The 15,812-nt window shown below is 72.1% G+C and carries 15 protein-coding genes; 1 reads left to right on the top strand and 14 read right to left on the bottom strand.

Annotation, left to right across the window (positions count from 1 at the left end; genetic code table 11):
- Positions 1–84: 84 nt before the first annotated feature.
- From ABT112_RS05390 to ABT112_RS05410, 5 genes are all read right to left on the bottom strand, one after another.
- Entirely contained in the window at positions 85–942 is an 858-nt protein-coding gene (locus tag ABT112_RS05390; RefSeq protein ID WP_351505798.1) for an amino acid ABC transporter permease, read from the bottom strand.
- Entirely contained in the window at positions 939–1,583 is a 645-nt protein-coding gene (locus tag ABT112_RS05395) for an amino acid ABC transporter permease (RefSeq protein WP_351505800.1), read from the bottom strand. Before ABT112_RS05395 ends, ABT112_RS05390 begins: the two co-directional genes overlap by 4 nt.
- An 11-nt stretch (positions 1,584–1,594) precedes the next feature.
- Entirely contained in the window at positions 1,595–2,506 is a 912-nt protein-coding gene (locus ABT112_RS05400) for a glutamate ABC transporter substrate-binding protein (protein ID WP_351505802.1), read from the bottom strand.
- 19 nt (positions 2,507–2,525) lie between these two features.
- A complete protein-coding gene (locus tag ABT112_RS05405; protein ID WP_351505804.1) occupies positions 2,526–3,296 on the bottom strand; it encodes an amino acid ABC transporter ATP-binding protein in 771 nt (256 codons plus the stop codon).
- A 244-nt stretch (positions 3,297–3,540) separates the two neighbouring features.
- Complete coding sequence (locus ABT112_RS05410; RefSeq protein ID WP_351505806.1) at positions 3,541–3,981, bottom strand: DUF6278 family protein; 441 nt, start codon at positions 3,979–3,981, stop codon at positions 3,541–3,543.
- 181 nt (positions 3,982–4,162) lie between these two features.
- Here ABT112_RS05410 and ABT112_RS05415 point away from each other — a divergent pair, with 181 nt between their 5' ends.
- Entirely contained in the window at positions 4,163–5,959 is a 1,797-nt protein-coding gene (locus tag ABT112_RS05415) for an SGNH/GDSL hydrolase family protein (protein ID WP_351505808.1), read from the top strand.
- 172 nt (positions 5,960–6,131) lie between these two features.
- On the opposite strand, the gene ABT112_RS05420 is transcribed toward ABT112_RS05415, so the two are convergent.
- From ABT112_RS05420 to ABT112_RS05460, 9 genes are all read right to left on the bottom strand, one after another.
- Positions 6,132–6,911 (bottom strand): exodeoxyribonuclease III, encoded by a 780-nt coding sequence (locus ABT112_RS05420; protein ID WP_351505810.1) that lies wholly within the window; start codon positions 6,909–6,911, stop codon positions 6,132–6,134.
- An 89-nt stretch (positions 6,912–7,000) separates the two neighbouring features.
- Positions 7,001–7,645, bottom strand: coding sequence for an MBL fold metallo-hydrolase (locus ABT112_RS05425; RefSeq protein ID WP_351505812.1), 645 nt, complete (start codon positions 7,643–7,645; stop codon positions 7,001–7,003).
- Between the two features lie 41 nt (positions 7,646–7,686).
- Positions 7,687–9,045 carry a bifunctional 3-oxoadipate enol-lactonase/4-carboxymuconolactone decarboxylase PcaDC gene (pcaDC, locus tag ABT112_RS05430; protein ID WP_351505814.1) on the bottom strand — a complete coding sequence of 453 codons (1,359 nt, stop codon included), beginning with the start codon at positions 9,043–9,045 and terminating at the stop codon, positions 7,687–7,689.
- Positions 9,046–9,191: 146 nt separating this feature from the next.
- Positions 9,192–9,794, bottom strand: coding sequence for a hypothetical protein (locus tag ABT112_RS05435; protein ID WP_351505816.1), 603 nt, complete (start codon positions 9,792–9,794; stop codon positions 9,192–9,194).
- Positions 9,791–10,930, bottom strand: a complete 1,140-nt coding sequence (locus ABT112_RS05440; RefSeq protein WP_351505818.1) for an ROK family glucokinase — start codon at positions 10,928–10,930, stop codon at positions 9,791–9,793. Before ABT112_RS05440 ends, ABT112_RS05435 begins: the two co-directional genes overlap by 4 nt.
- 169 nt (positions 10,931–11,099) lie before the next feature.
- A complete protein-coding gene (locus ABT112_RS05445; RefSeq protein WP_351505870.1) occupies positions 11,100–11,912 on the bottom strand; it encodes an ATP-binding cassette domain-containing protein in 813 nt (270 codons plus the stop codon).
- A gap of 62 nt (positions 11,913–11,974) precedes the next feature.
- Complete coding sequence (locus ABT112_RS05450) at positions 11,975–13,021, bottom strand: ABC transporter permease (protein ID WP_351505820.1); 1,047 nt, start codon at positions 13,019–13,021, stop codon at positions 11,975–11,977.
- Complete coding sequence (locus ABT112_RS05455) at positions 13,018–14,028, bottom strand: sugar ABC transporter substrate-binding protein (RefSeq protein ID WP_351505822.1); 1,011 nt, start codon at positions 14,026–14,028, stop codon at positions 13,018–13,020. Before ABT112_RS05455 ends, ABT112_RS05450 begins: the two co-directional genes overlap by 4 nt.
- 943 nt (positions 14,029–14,971) lie before the next feature.
- Positions 14,972–15,691: a GntR family transcriptional regulator gene (locus ABT112_RS05460; protein WP_351505872.1), complete on the bottom strand. Its 720-nt coding sequence runs from the start codon at positions 15,689–15,691 to the stop codon at positions 14,972–14,974.
- Between the last annotated feature and the right edge of the window lie 121 nt (positions 15,692–15,812).

Below are 15,812 nucleotides of genomic sequence, written 5' to 3' on the forward strand. Positions count from 1 at the left end.
CACGCCGGTCGCGCAGAGCACCAGCCCGGACCCGGCCAGCGCCCTCATGGTCGCGGGCGTAGGAAGGGGCCGAGGCGGTCGGGGTCACGGCTTGACGCCCGGCACCATCGGTCCCGGCTCCGCCTTCGCGACCTGCGCGCCCCGGGTCTTCACACTGCGCCGCTCCCGCTTGGCCACCCAGTTGGCGAACCAGGACAGCAGCATGCACATCCCGATGTAGATGGGCGAGATCACCAGCACCACGGGGATGAACGGCAGGTCGTAGTTGAGGTTGGTGGCGATGAGCTTGCCGGCCTGGAGGAACTCCTCGTAGGTGATGAGGAAGCCCAGCGAGGTGTCCTTGAGCGCCACGACGAGCTGGCTGATGATGGCCGGCAGCATCGCCCGCACCCCCTGCGGCACCAGGACGTGCGTCATGACCTGCGACTTGAGCATCCCCAGCGAGTAGGCCGCCTCGCGCTGTCCGCGCTCGACCGAGTTGACGCCGGCCCGGAACACCTCGGCCAGCACCGAGCCGTTGTAGAGGGTCAGTCCGGCGACGAGTGCGGGCAGCGGCTGGACCTTCAGCGCGACGAAGATGAAGAAGATCATCACCAGCACCGGCATGGCGCGGAAGAACTCCACGCACAGGGTGGCGACCCAGCGCAGCGGCCGGTGGTCCGAGAGGCGGCCGGCGGCGAGGACCGCGCCGAGCGCGAGGGAGAGCACCGCCGCCAGGCCGAAGGCCTTGAGCGTATTGCCCAGGCCCTCCAGCAGCAGCCGCTGGATGCCCTCGTACTCGAAGGGGCGCCACTTCTCGGCCTCGAACTGGCCGGTGTCGACGAGGAGATAGCAGATCCAGGCGATCAGACCGGCGATGACGAGGGACGCGGCGACGCCGTAGAGGCGGTGCCGGCTGCGCGCCCTGGGCCCCGGGACGTCGTAGAGAACGGTATCGGTCACCGGGCCACTCCCCAGCGCTTCTCCAGCAGATGGAACAGGGCACTGATGGCGAGCGTGACGATCAGATAGCCGACGGCGATCCAGACGAATGCCCAGATGATGCTGTACCCCATCTCGTTGAGGGGCTTGTAGACCCCGAGCAGCTCGGAGACGCTGAACGACCCGGCGATCGCGGAGTTCTTGGCCAGGGCGATCAGGGTGGAGCCGACCGGTGGGATGACGCTGCGGAAGGCCTGGGGCAGCACGATCAGGCCGAGGGCCTGGGGGAAGCTCATGCCCAGGCTGCGGGCCGCCTCCCCCTGGCCGACCGGGACGGTGTTGATGCCCGACCGCACGACCTCGCAGATGAAGGCCGAGGTGTAGCAGCCCAGGGCGAGGATCGCGAAGGTCTGGAAGGGCAGCACCACGCCGAAGCGCGGGAGGCCCAGCAGCACCGCGAAGAACAGCAGGGTGAGTGGAGTGTTGCGCAGCACCGTCACCCAGGCGGTGCCGAAGGAGCGCAGCGACCGGACCGGCGCGACCCGGAACGCCGCCATGACGACGCCGAGGCCGAGCGCGAGCAGCGAGGCGAAGACCGTCAGCTGCACGGTGCCCCAGAAGCCCTCGCGGTAGAGGGACCAGTTGTCGAGGAGAACGTCCATGGCCGGCCGGCTCAGTTCGCCGGGTAGCGGTCGATGGGCGGCGGTGCGGGCGCGGGGACCCCTGACTGGCCGAGTGTCGCCTGGTAGGCCTTCTTCCAGTTGCCGTTCTTCTCGTTGGCCGCCAGCGCGTCGTCGATCGCGAACCGCAGCGCGTTGTCGCTGCGGAGCACGCCGATGCCGTACGGCTCCTTGGAGAAGGCCTTGCCGACGACCCGCAGCTCGTCGGGGACCTTGGCGGCGTACCCGAGCAGGATGGTGTCGTCGGTGGTGACCGCGTTCACCTGCAGGGTCAGGAGGTTGTCGACGCAGACCGAGTAGGTGTCGTACGCGATGGCCTCGGCCTGCGGGTAGTCCTCCTGGATGCGCTGCAGCGGGGTCGAACCGGAGGCCGAGCAGACCTTCTTGCCGGCCAGGTCCTGCGGACCGCGGATGGAGCGCTCGTCGGCGCGGACGAGCAGCCGCTGACCGGCCACGTAGTACGGACCGGCGAAGCCGACCAGCTTCTTGCGCATGTCGTTGATGGTGTAGGTGCCGACGTAGTAGTCGATCTGCCCGTTCTGCAGGGCGGTCTCCCGGTTGGCGGAGGCGATGGTCCGGAAGTCGACCGTGTTGGGCGCGAAGCCCAGGGAGGCGGACGTCATCTTGGCGATCTCGATGTCGAACCCCGAGTAGGCCCCGGTGGCGGGGTCCTTCTCGCCCAGGTAGGGCTGGTCGTCCTTGACGCCCACCACCAGGTGTCCGCGGGACTTCGCCTTCTTCCAGGTCGGGGAGGAGGGCAGGGAGAAGTTCTCGTCGACTCGGTAGACCGGCAGTTGGTCGGGCTGCGGGCCCTTGATCGGAGGGCTGCCCTCCTTGCCGCACCCGGCGGCGAGGAACGCCAGCCCTCCGAGGGCGAGTGCGGCGATCGTACGGTGCAGGCGCATCAGGTCCCCGTTTCCCTGCTCAGTGCTTGAGGATTTTGGACAGGAAGTCCTTGGCCCGGTCGCTCTCGGGCTCGGTGAAGAACCCCTCGGGGGTGCGGTCCTCGACGATGCGGCCGTCGGCCATGAACACCACCCGGTTCGCGGCCGAGCGCGCGAAGCCCATCTCGTGGGTGACGACGACCATGGTCATGCCGTCCCGGGCGAGCTGCCGCATCACCTCCAGCACCTCGTTGATCATCTCCGGGTCGAGGGCCGAGGTGGGCTCGTCGAAGAGCATCACCTTCGGGTCCATCGCCAGCGCGCGGGCGATCGCGACACGCTGCTGCTGGCCGCCCGAGAGCTGCGCGGGGTACTTGTCCGCCTGGGTGCCGACGCCCACCCGGTCGAGGAGTTCCCGGGCGCGCCGCTCGGCCTCGTCCTTCCGGCGTCCGCGCACCTTGGTGGGCGCCAGCATCACGTTCTCCAGCACCGTCTTGTGGGCGAAGAGGTTGAACGACTGGAACACCATCCCGACGTCGGCGCGCAGCTTCGCGAGGGCGCGCCCCTCCTCGGGCAACGGGCTGCCGTCCACGGCGATCCGGCCGGAGTCGATGGTCTCCAGCCGGTTGATGGTCCGGCACAGCGTCGATTTCCCGCCGCCGGAGGGGCCGATGACCACCACGACCTCACCGCGGTCCACGGTGAGATCGATGTTCTGGAGGACGTGCAGCTGTCCGAAGTACTTGTTGACGTCGCGCAGCTCGATCAACGGATCGGCTGCGGAGACGGTCCCGGCTCCGTCGACCACCATGCCCGGCCCACCGCCTTTCCCCGGTTGTCGCGCGTGCAGCGCAAACTATCCAGCGAATTGCGGTGCTTCGCCCCGACACGCACCACTGCGGCAATAACCGTATTTTGCCCCTGGAGACGGGGGGTGGGGTGGCGTGGTGGGGTGGCGTGCGTGCCCGGTGAGGCGCTCCGAGGGCCGGCGCCGTCCCGGTGACGCGGCCCCGGGGCCACGGAGCATCCCGGGGGCGGCGCCCGACGCGGCCCGGTCAGTCCTCCGAGGCCTCCGCGTAGATCTGGGACAGCTCGGGGGCGCCGCTGACCGCCCAGTCCAGGCCCGCCTCCACCACGTTGATCTCCCGGCCGGAGGGGAGCCGCACGACGGGCTGGCCGTTCGGCCACACCTGCCAGGCGGCCTCCGGCACGGTGCGGACGATCACCGTGCCGAGGTAGAGGCCGGCGTCGTTGCCGAGCCAGGGCAACTCCTCGGGGTCGTCCCGCCAGCGGGGCAGCAGTTGGTCGAGCGCTTCCAAGGAGCCCGGGGAGTCGTCGAGTTCCAGTCCCGCGGACGCCGCCTGGTCACGGAGGAGTGCGCATTCGGAGAGGAGTTCGGCCACCCCTTCGGGATCGTCCTGGGAGGGGCCCAGGACGGCAACTCCGTGTGCCGCGCCGTGCCGCTTGCGCCAGTTGTCCAGGAAAGGGATGTGCATACCGTTCAGGGTGGCATCCCGACCGGGCACCGCACCACAGGGACGCGCGACCGGGTCCTGACCGTTCCGGTCGGGCGGGAATTCAACCGCAGTTCGGGCGGGGATCATTGACGCTCCGCAGTCGGCTCCCTACGTTCATGCCGCACCCGTCGGACCAGCTCGGATGCGGGAGGGACCAGCCATGCCAGGCGGAGGACGCAGAACAGCTGCGGGGACGGTCGCGGGAGGCGTGCTGCTGGCGCTCGCCGCGGCCACCACGCCCGCGCTCGCCGAGACACACCGTACGGAGCCGCTCCCCCTGGAGCGGCTCTTCGACAACCGGGCGGTCAGCGACGACGCCCGGCCCGGGGAGGCCGACTTCGACGGGGCCGGCCGGTCGCTGTCCGCGCAGGCCCTGGCCGCGGCGGGCTGGACCCCCGGGCGCCGGATCGGGCTCGACGGCGCCCGGCTCAGCTGGCCGCGGTCCGCCGCCGGGCGCCCCGACAACGTCCGCGCCGACGGCCAGCAGGTGCGGCTGAGCGGTCGCGGCGACGCGGTGTCCTTCCTGGTCGCGGGGGTCGGCGGGACGGCGGCCGGGACCGGCACCGTGCGCTACCGGGACGGCTCCCGCAGCACGTACACCCTCACCGCACCCGACTGGCGCACCGGTCCGCTGAGCACCAAGGCCGTGGCCCTGCCGCACCTCAACACGCCGGACGGGCCGGTCGCGGAGACCGCCCGGCTGTACGCGGTCACCGTGCCGGTGGCCCGGGGCCGGGCGATCAGCTCCGTGACGCTCCCCGCGGACCCCGGCCCCGGCTCCGACCTGCATGTCTTCGCCGCGGCGGTGCGGGAACCGGCGGAGGACTGGACGGGCAGCTGGTCGGCGCCCGCCTCGGGGTACACCGCGGTCGGGCCGTGGACGGACCGGACGCTGCGGCTCGTCGTGCACACCAGCACGGGCGGCCCCCGGGTCCGCATCCGGCTCGCCAACACCTTCGCGCGGACCCCGGCCCGCATCGGGCACGCCTCGGTGGCGGTGCAGGGGTCCGGGGCCGCCGCGGCGGCCCGGCCGGTGCCGCTGCGTTTCGGCGGGCGGCCGGGCACCGAGATCCCCGCGGGCGCCGAGGCCTACAGCGACCCGCTCGGACTCCGGGTGCCGCCGGATACGAACCTGCTGGTCAGCATCCATCTTCCGGGCACCGTGGCGGAGGTTCCGGTGCACAGCCGGACCAACCAGCGCTCGTTCCTCAGCGCCCCGGGCAGCGGCGACCGCACCGGGGACCTCGACGGCGGCGCCTTCACCGGCTCGCTCACCACGTGGCCGCTGCTCACCGGGGTCGACACCGGGGGCGGGCCGGGTTCGGTGGTGACGCTCGGCGACTCCATCACCGATGGCGACAAGTCGACCGTGGACGCCAACCGGCGCTGGCCGGACGTGCTGGCCCGGCGGCTGCGGGAGCAGAGCACGGTGCCCCGCTACGGGGTGCTCAACGCGGGAATCTCCGCGAACCGCGTGGTCACCGACCGCTATCCGGGCGACGGGGTGAGCACCGACACCGGCGGGGTGAGCGCCCAGCACCGGCTGGACCGCGATGTGCTCGCCGCGACCGGGGCGCGGACGGTCGTCGTCTTCCAGGGGATCAACGACGTCCGCTGGGGCACCCCGGCGGAGGAGGTCGTCGCCGGGCTGCGGGCGATCGCGGAGCGGGCGCGGGCGCGGGGGCTGCGGGTGGTGGCGGCGACGATCGCGCCCTGCGAGGGCTATCCGGGCTGTTCGGCGGAGGTCGAGGCGCGGCGGACGGCCGTCAACACCTGGCTGCGCCGGGAGGGCGCCGGTGTGTTCGGGGCGGTGCTGGACTTCGACGCGGTGATCCGGGACCCGGCCCGGCCCACACGGATGCTGCCGGCGTACGACAGTGGCGACCATCTGCACCCCGGGGACGCGGGGCTGCGGGCGCTCGCCGAGTCGGTGGATCTGCGCACGCTGGTGCCGTGACCGGGACGGCCGGGGGCCTGCACCGGGGCCGGAGCCGGATCCGGGCCAGGGCCTGACCGGCGGCGTTGCGGGGACGCTGGCGGCCTTGCAGGCACAATGCCGTGCCCCGCCACGCCCCCGCTCGCGGCCCGGGCGGCTCCCCGCGGCCGGCGGGAGCTCCCCGGCCCGGCGGCTACAGCTCCAGGTCCACGACCACCGGCGCGTGGTCGGAGGCGCCCTTGCCCTTGCGCTCCTCGCGGTCCACGTACGCGTCCTTCACCGCCCGGGTGAAGGGGGCGTTCGCGTACACCAGGTCGATGCGCATGCCGCGGTTCTTCGGGAAGCAGAGCTGGCGGTAGTCCCAGTAGGTGAACGGCACGTCGTACTTCAGCGGGCGCGGGACCACGTCCGACAGGCCCGTCCCGCGCAGGGCGGCGAGAGCCTCGCGCTCGGCCGGGGTGACATGCGTCAGCCCCTCGAAGACGGACGGGTCGTACACGTCCTCGTCGGTGGGGGCGATGTTGTAGTCACCGAGGACCGCGAACGGCCGTTCCCCCGCCGCATCCGCTGAGACCGCCTTGGTCAGCGCCTCCAGCCAGGCCAGCTTGTACGCGTAGTGGGCGTGGTCGACCTCCCGGCCGTTCGGCACGTACACCGACCAGACGCGGACACCGCCGCAGGTGGCGGAGAGGGCACGGGGCTCCTGGGCGCCGTCGTAGTCGGGGCCGCCCGGGAGGCCGGGGCGGACGTCCTCCAGGCCGACCCGGGACAGCAGTGCCACGCCGTTCCACCGGCCGTCGGCGTTGACCGCGGCCTCGTAGCCCAGCTCCCGGAGCTGTTCGCGCGGGAACTGCTCGTCGGTGCACTTGGTCTCCTGGATGCACAGCACGTCGGTGCCGCTGCTCTCCAGCCAGGCCAGCAGCCGGGGGAGCCGGGCGGTGATCGAATTGACGTTCCAGGTCGCGATGCGCATGGACCCGAATGTACCGCCCGGCTCGGACAGCGGGCCCCGCCCGGCCCCGGGACGGGCGACGCCCCAGGCACCCGCGGCCGGGCCCGGGGTCAGAGCGGGCTGCTCTCCCCCGGGGTCATCCGCCGGTGCTCCGTGCCGCCGACACCGGGACCGTCCGGGCCGAGCATCCGGTCGTAGACGGACCGGGCGAGATCGGTCAGCAGCGCGTCGTGGATGTCGATCGACCGCTGCGGCTTCACCTCGCGGACGTAGTCGATGACCTCGGACACCTTGTTCCACGGGGCGTGCACCGGCAGCATCAGCGTGTCCACCGGGCGGCCGGGGACGGTCAGCGCGTCTCCGGGGTGGAAGACCGACCCGTCCAGGAGATAGCCGACGTTGGTGATGCGGGGGATGTCGGGGTGGATCACGGCGTGCAGTTCGCCGTGCACCTCGACGTCGAAGCCCGCCGCGGTGAAGGTGTCACCGTGGCCGACGGTGTGCACCCGGCCCGGGAACGCCGCGGCGAGCTGGTCGGCGACGCTGCGCAGGGTCCAGATCTCGGCCGACGGCTCGGCCTCCAGGGCGGCGCGCAGCCGGCCCTCGTGGAAGTGGTCGAGGTGTTCGTGGGTCACCAGCACGGCGGTGGCACCGACCGCCGCGTCCTCCTCGCTGAAGGCTCCGGGGTCGATGACGAGCACCTGACCGTCCTTCTCCAGCCGGATGCAGGCGTGGCCCTTCTTGGTCAGCTCCATGGGTCCTCCCGGTCCACTGATCCGTTACGGGCCCCATCCTGCTACGCCTCGGGGGTGGTCTCCTGCCGGATGACCTCCTGCGCCACCTTGAACGCGGAGTTGGCGGCCGGGACACCGCAGTAGACGGCGGTGTGCAGCAGAACTTCCCCGATCTCGGCGGGAGTCAGGCCGTTGCGCAGCGCGGCGCGGGTGTGGAAGGCGAGTTCGTCGAGGTGACCGCCGGACACCAGGGCGGTGAGGGTGATGACGCTGCGGGTGCGGCGGTCGATCCCGGGTCTGGTCCACACCTCGCCCCAGGCGTAGCGGGTGATGAACTCCTGGAAGTCGCCGGTGAAGGCGTCGGCGGCGGCCGCGGTGCGGTCGACGTGCGCGTCGCCCAGCACCGCGCGGCGGACCTGCATGCCCGCGTCGTAGGGGTCCGGGCGGGGGCCGGACGGCACCTGGGGCGGGGCCTCGGCGGCGATCTCGGCGACCGGGCCGGGCTGCGGGGCCGGGGCGGGGGCGGCCTGCGGCGCCGGAGCCGGCGTGGGCGGGGGCGCGGGCGCGGGCGTGGCCGTGGACGAGGGCGTGGGCGCGGGCGTGGCGACGGGCTTGGGCACCGGCGCCATGATCGTCGTGGGCGAGTCCTGCCAGGAGGTCGTGAAGTGGCGGACCAGCAGGTCGGTGACGGCGCCGGGCTGCTCGACGGGCGCCAGGTGGGACGTGCCGGGGACGAGCGCGAGGCGGGCGTCGGGTATGCCGGCGACGAGGACCCGGGCGTCGGCGGGCGAGGTCACCTGGTCCTCGGCGCCGGCGAGGACCAGCGTCGGGACGGCGAGCCGGCCGAGGTCGCCGCGGACGTCGAACGCGGCGAGGGCCTCGCAGCACGCGATGTAGCAGCCCGGGTCGGTGGTGCGCACCATCTGCACGGACCAGTCGACGATCGCCTGCTGTGCGGTGGCGAAGGCCGGGGTGAACCAGCGCTCCGGCACGGAGCGGGCGATGGGGTCCAGACCGTTGGTGCGGACGATCACGCCGCGCTGCCGGTACTCGTCCGCGGTGCCGAAGCGGCCCGCAGTGGAGACGAGCGCCAGGGCGGCGACGCGCCGGGGGTGCCGCAGGGCCACATCGGCACCGATGGCGCCGCCGATGGAGCAGCCCGCGTAGCCGAAGCGCTCGATGCCCAGCTCGTCCAGGGTGGCGAGGAGACGGTCGGCGAGGTCCGTCACGGCCGGTGCGGGGTAGGCGGGCGCGCCGCCGTGGCCGGGCAGGTCGTAACGCAGGACACGCCAGTGCCGGGTCAGCTCGGGGACCTGCCGGTCCCACATGTGCCAGGTGGTGCCCAGGGCGGGGCCGAGGACGAGTACGGGGGCGTCCTGCGGGCCGTCGATCCGGTGCTGAAGGGTCTTCGTCTCGCTCACCCCGTCAAGCTATCCGCCCGGCTCCGGTCACAACAAAGTCACACAGCTTGTCGATCTTCGTTCCGGGCGGCCGCCGCGCCTCCGGAGCGGGGGCGGAACAGCCCCGGCGTCCGGACCCGGTCAGGGCGTCGCGGTCCCGAGCGGCGTCAGGGCGTCACGGTGGAGACCACGTACACCTTGGGGTGCGCCTTGTTGCGGAGGTCGACGGTGATGTCCTGCTGGGGCTGCGGCTGGGGCTGGTTGTGGCGGGTGCCCGCCCAGTCCTTCCCGGCGCCGAGGTTCCAGCCGACGGTCGCGGCGTCCTTGGTGCCGATGGTGACGCGGCCGCCCTTCAGCTCCTCGCGGCTGGAGCCGATGGTGCGCAGGAAGCGCTCCAGGCCGTCGTCGGACGTGACGAACTGCACGTACAGCTTGCTGACCTTCCACGAGTTGCTCTCGTAGAAGGCGACCTGGGCGGAGTACGGCTGGATCGGCACGTCGTAGATGCGGCGGGTGACCTTGGACGGCCAGCCCTCGGTGAGGCCGGTGGCCGCAGCCTTGCCCTCCTTGTCCTTGCCGCTCTCCCGGCTCTGCTGGGCGGAGACCACGAGATAGCCCGCGGGAATGCCGACGAGCAGCACCACGATCAGCAGGGTGACGATCCGGCGGCGCAGGCTGGGGCCGGTGCCCAGCGGGGTCGCCCCGGCCGGGCCGTCGCTGCCGGCCGGCGGGGTCTGCCGCGGGACGGCGGGTCGCTCGGCGGACGTCATCCTCGGCTCCCTCGGAGGCTCTGTGCATAGCGCTCGTAGCGTTCGTACCGCTCCACGCGGCGTCGGTTGGCACGGCGGAAGCGGCGGGCGACGAGCCGGGCGAGGTCGGCGGCGCCGACGAGGCCCGCCTCGTTGCCGAGCTGCGCCTTCACGATCCGGGCCTCGGGGCGGTAGCCGCGGCCGGTGAGGTGGCGGCGGAAGGACTCCCGGGCCGGGCCGATGAGCAGGTCGTCCGCGGCGCTGACGCCGCCGCCGACCACGAAGCAGGACGGGTCGAGGGCGGCGGCGAGGTTGGCGATGCCGACGCCGAGCCACTGGCCGATGTCCTGGAGCAGCTCCACGCACATGGCGTCGCCCTGCCGGGCCAGGTCGGTGATGAGCGGGCCGGTGATGTCCCCGATGTGCCCGCCGACCTGCTCGATGATGTTGTAGGCGACCGGCGAGTCGGCGGCGGCGAGCTCGCGGGCCTCGCGGACCAGGGCGTTCCCGGAGCTGTACTGCTCCCAGCAGCCGCGGTTGCCGCAGGGGCAGCGGTGTCCGCCGGGGACGACCTGCATGTGGCCGAACTCGCCCGCGACGCCGTAGCGGCCCCGCTTGACCTTGCCGTCCTCCAGGATGGCGCCGCCGATGCCGGTGCCGAGGGTGATCATGACGAGGTTGTCCTCGCCGCGTCCGGCGCCGAAGCGCCACTCGGCCCAGGCGGCGGTGTTGGCGTCGTTGTCGACCATCACGGGGACGGCGAGGCGGGCGGCGAGGGCGTCGCGCAGCGGCTCGTCGCGCCAGGAGAGGTGGGGGGCGAACAGCACCCGGGAGCGGTCGGCGTCGACCCAGCCGGCGGCGCCGATGCCCACCGCGTGGACGTCGTGCCGGTCGGAGAGGTCGAGGACCAGCTCGACGATGGTGTCCTCGACGACCTGGGGGCTCTTGGACTTGTCCGGGGTCTCGGTGCGCAGCTTCTCGAGGACGTTGCCGTCGGCGTCGACGACTCCGGCGGCCACCTTGGTGCCCCCGATGTCGATACCGACGGTCGGGACCCGCGGGGCGCTCAGGTGGGAGCGGCGCTCGCGCGTCCCGACGGTGCGGAGGACGGTGGCCCTGGCCGAGCCGCGGTGCGCGAGCTCGCGGTACGTGCTCATCTCGTCCCTTGGTTCGTGTGCGGTCGTTCGGTGCTGCTGGTGATTGTGCCAGGGGGCACGGGTCCGGGGCCTCCGGAGGGGAGGCCCGGGGCCCCATGGCCACACCGGGACGGGCGCACACATACGAGGGGATCTGTCCCGGTTTGCTCCTTCCGTCGGCGCCGCCGGGTCAGGCCTTGTCGGCGGTGGCCGCGAGGTGGTCCGGGACGGGCGCCCGCTCCAGTTCGTGGCTGAGTTCCTCCAGCTCGGAGCCGCCGGCCATCTGGCGGGTGAGCTCATCCAGGGTGATCTTGTCCTTGGTGTGGCTGCCGGCCATCGCGCCCCGCTTGAGCAGCACGAAGCGGTCCCCGACGAGGTAGGCGTGGTGCGGGTTGTGGGTGATCAGAACCACTCCGAGACCGGCGTCACGGGCGGCCGCCACATATTTCAGGACGACGCCGGACTGCTTCACGCCGAGGGCGGCCGTGGGCTCGTCGAGCACCAGCACCTTGGCGCCGAAGTGCACGGCCCGGGCGATGGCCACGCACTGCCGCTCGCCGCCCGAGAGGGTGCCGATGGGCTGGTCGACGTCGCGCAGGTCGATGCCCATCCGGAGCAGGGCGCCGCGGGTGGTCTCGCGCATCGTCCGCACGTCGAGGCGGCGGAAGGGGCCCTTGCCCTTGGTGGGCTCGGAGCCGAGGAAGAAGTTCCGCCAGACCGGCATCAGGGGCACCACGGCCAGATCCTGGTAGACGGTGGCGATGCCGCGGTCCAGGGCGTCCCGCGGCGAGGTGAGGGAGGTCGCCTCGCCGTCGACGGCGAGGGTGCCGGCGTCGTGCCGGTGCAGCCCCGCGATGATCTTGATCAGGGTGGACTTGCCGGCCCCGTTGTCGCCGAGGACGCAGGTGATCTCGCCGGCGTGGACCTCCAGGGAGACGTCCTGGAGGGCCTTGATGTTGCCGTAGAACTTGCTCACCTCGGTGAGCTCGACCAGGGCTGTCACCGTGCCTCCTCGCTCGGTGTCGTGCGTCGGGGCGGCCTCGCCGGCCTCGCTCGCTCGGGCGCTCACTTGGTGGCCTCCGCCCGCTTGCGGACCCAGGCGTTGAGCAGGGTGGCGAGGAGGAGCATGCCGCCGAGGAAGAACTTGAACCAGTCCGGGTTCCAGTTGGCGTAGACGATGCCCTTGTTGGTCATCCCGAAGATGAAGGCGCCGAAGGCCGAGCCGATGGCCGAGCCGTAGCCGCCGGTCATCAGACAGCCGCCGATGACGGCCGCGATGATGTACAGGAACTCGTTGCCGATGCCCTCGCCGGACTGCACCACGTCGTACGAGAACAGCAGGTGCTGCCCGGAGATCCAGGCGCACAGGGCCACCGCCATGTACAGGCCGACCTTGGTGCGGCCGACCGGGACACCGACCGCGCGAGCGGCGTCGGCGCCCCCGCCGGCGGCGAAGATCCAGTTGCCGACGTGGGTGCGCAGCAGGATCCAGGTGGCCACCGCGACCAGCGCGAACCACCACAGGACGGTGATCTGCACGTCGACCTCGCCCACGGTCAGGTGGGAGGCGAAGACGGCCTTGGCGGAGGGGAAGCCCTCCATGTCGCCGATCGTCTTGGTGGAGACGGTGCCGCTGATGAGCTTGGTGAAGCCCAGATTGAGGCCGATCAGCATCAGGAAGGTGCCGAGCGTGATGATGAAGCTGGGCAGTTTCGTCCGGACCAGCATGACGCCGTTGAAGAAGCCGATCGCCAGCGTGACCAGCAGGGACACTCCGACGCCGACCCAGACGTTGGCGGTCATCTGGTAGCTGAACATCGAGGAGATCAGCGCGGACGAGGTGACCATGACGCCGGTGGAGAGGTCGAACTCCCCGCCGATCATCAGCAGGGCCACCGGCACCGCCATGATCCCGAACGTGGACGAGGCGTAGAGGACGGTGCTCAGGCTGGGGGCCCGCAGGAAGCTCTCCGCGGCGACCGAGAAGAAGAGGAAGACCGCGACGGCTCCGACGACCGCGCCCAGCTCGGGCCGGCCCATCAGCCGGCGCAGCAGCGAGGTCTCCAGCAGCCGCTCGTCGGTGGCGGCGGGGGTGTCGGCCAGGGCTGTCATCGGGTCCCCCGCTTCGTGTAGCGCTCCAGGGCCGAGGCGTCCTTCTTGTGGATGATCTCCGGGCCGGTGAGCACCGGCTTTCCGCCGCCGAGGACGTCGGCGTTGTACTTCTTGAGCCAGAGCAGGTCCACGGCCTCGTAGCCCTGGAGGTAGGGCTGCTGGTCGACGGCGAAGCCGAGGTCGTCGTCCTTGAGGGACTGGGCGACCTTGGCGTTGAGGTCGAAGGTGTCGATCTCGGCCTTGCTGCCCGCCTGCTCCTTGGCCTTGACGGCGGTGTCCGCGAACGGCGCGCCGAGGGTGACGACGGCGTCGATGTCCTGGTCGGCCTGGAGCTTCGCCTCGATGGAGGACTGGACCTCGGGCATGTTGGTGCCCTCGACGTAGAGGTTCTTCAGCTCGCCGTCGAAGGTCTTGCGGGTCCCGTCGCAGCGCTGTTCGTGACCCACGTTGCCCTGCTCGTGCAGCACGCAGAGGGCCTTCTTGCGGCCGCGCTTGTTGAGCTCCTCGCCGACCGCCTCTCCGGCGATGGTCTCGTCCTGGCCTATGTGGGAGAGCGCGCCGAACTTCTTGGACTCGGCGGAGCCGGAGTTGACGGTCACCACGGGGATGCCGGCCTTCACGGCCTTGGTGACGACGTCCTTCATGGCGTCCGGCTTGGCCAGGCTGACGATCAGGCCGTCCACCTTCTGGTCGATGGCCGCCTGGACGAGCTGGGCCTGCTGCTGCCCCTCCTTGTGGTGCGAGTAGAGGAACTTGATGTTGTCCTTGGCCGCCGCCTGCTGGGCACCGTTCTGCACGATGTCCCAGAAGGTGTCGCCGTCTCCCGAGTGGGTGACCATGGCGAAGGTCCAGCGGGGGGTGTTCACCGCCGCGCGCCCCTCGGTGGCCTGCGCCGCACGCTCCTCCGCGCGCTTGCCGCCCGTACTGCTGCACCCCACGAGGGTCGCGCCGAGCACCGCCGCCAGCACGGCACCTGTCGCGCGTACCCCTGTCCGAACCGTTGCCACGAAGACATGCCTCTCTCGCTGTGACCTGACTGTGTGAGCCGTGCCGGCTCCCCGACCGACGACCGTACGGCGGGACGCCGCCGCGGGCCCCACCCGCCGGCCACCGCGCCGCTCGTCGTCCTGCCTGCCGTCCTGTCCGTCGTCCTGCCTGTTGTGCTGCCCGATCCCGATGTGCTGCCCGATGTGCTGCTCGGCCTGCTGCCTGTGCTGCTGCTTGTGCTGTGGTGCGTGCTCCTCGGGGCGGCCGGGCCGTGCGGATCCGGTCCCGGCCGCCCAAGTATCGGTCACCCCTGTTCGTGCCGGTTTCCTCGGGTGCCGCGGCGCCGGGTCCGCCGGGCGGGGAGCCTCCGAAGGCCTGACGGCGGCGGTGGGGAACCGGGCACCGCGGACAGCCGCCGTCCGGACTCCGGGTCTGCGCGCCATGGTGGGTCCGCCTTCCCTCCTGAGCCGCCCGAGTGCGACTGGTGGAGTTCTAACGGCGGCCGCCACAGGGCGTCAATACTTTGTCCGAACATTCTTACGCGGGCGGGTTTCCTGGGTGGACAGAGGGTGCGGGGCGGGAGATATCGGGCCCGGGGGAGGCGGTGCGGCCGGGCGCCCCGGCCCTGCGGCCGAGGGTGGACGACCTCACGGGCCGAGAGGGGGGACGACCTCACGGGCACAGCGGCGGCCCGGGCCGGGGACACCGAGCCGGGGGCGTTGGGGGGGGGGTGCTGTCGAGGCGGGTGGCGGCGGGGTGAGTGGCGCCGGGCGGGTGGTGCTGGGGTGGTGGCGCTGGGCGGGTGGTTCCGAAGCGGATGGTTCCGGAGCGGGTGGTGCCAAGGCGAGGGTGCCGGGGCGGGTGGCGCCCGCCATGGCGAGTGGTGCCGGGGCGAGTGGTGCCGGGGCGAGTGGTGCCGGGGCACGGACGCTGTCACCGGTCCGGGAACGGCCCCGGGCCGCCTCAGGGGCGGACGAGCAGCTGGAACTCGAAGGCGTAGCGGGAGGCGCGGTAGGTGTGCGAGCCGAACTCGACCGCCCGGCCGGTGTCGTCGAAGGTCGTGCGCTCCATGGTGAGCAGCGGCGCCCCCTCGGGCTCCCCCAGCTGCTCGCCCTCGTCGGCGGTGGCCGCGCGGGCGCCGACCGCCTGCCGGGCGCTGTGCAGGGTGATGCCCGCCTCCCGCATGAGCCGGTACAGGCCGGTCGACTCCAGGCGCACGGTGTCCAGGTCGAGCAGCCCGGCCGGAAGGTGATTGCGCAGGTGGGCCATGGGCTCGCCGTGGGCCAGCCGCAGCCGCTCGACGAGGACCACCTCGGACCCCTCGGGCACCCCGAGGGCGGCGGCGACCTCGGCGCCCGCGGCTTCGACGGTGTTCCGCAGCACGCGCGTGGCGGGGCGCTGACCGGCCGCTTCCAGGTCGTCGTAGAGGCTGCTCAGTTCGAGCGGGCGCTTGACCTGGCTGTGCACGACCTGGGTCCCGACGCCTCTGCGGCGCACCAGCAGGCCCTTGTCGACCAGCGACTGGATCGCCTGGCGGACGGTGGGCCGGGAGAGGCCGAGCCGCCCGGCGAGTTCGATCTCATTGCCCAGCAGGCTGCCCGGGGCGAGCCGGCCCTTCTCGATCGCCGCCTCGAGCTGCTGGGAGAGCTGGAAATAGAGCGGGACCGGACTGCTGCGGTCCACGCTGAGCTGGAGAGACCCCGTCGGATCCGGCTGTTTCGCCACGGGGCGAGCGTAGTGGCCCGGACAGATGACGGGAAGTCGTGAAGTTCGATTGTCCGGACAAATGGACTGGACCGTCAGA

Origin of the sequence: Streptomyces sp. NPDC002055, assembly GCF_040296705.1 — a bacterium.
In the GTDB taxonomy this organism is placed as follows: Bacteria; Actinomycetota; Actinomycetes; order Streptomycetales; family Streptomycetaceae; genus Streptomyces.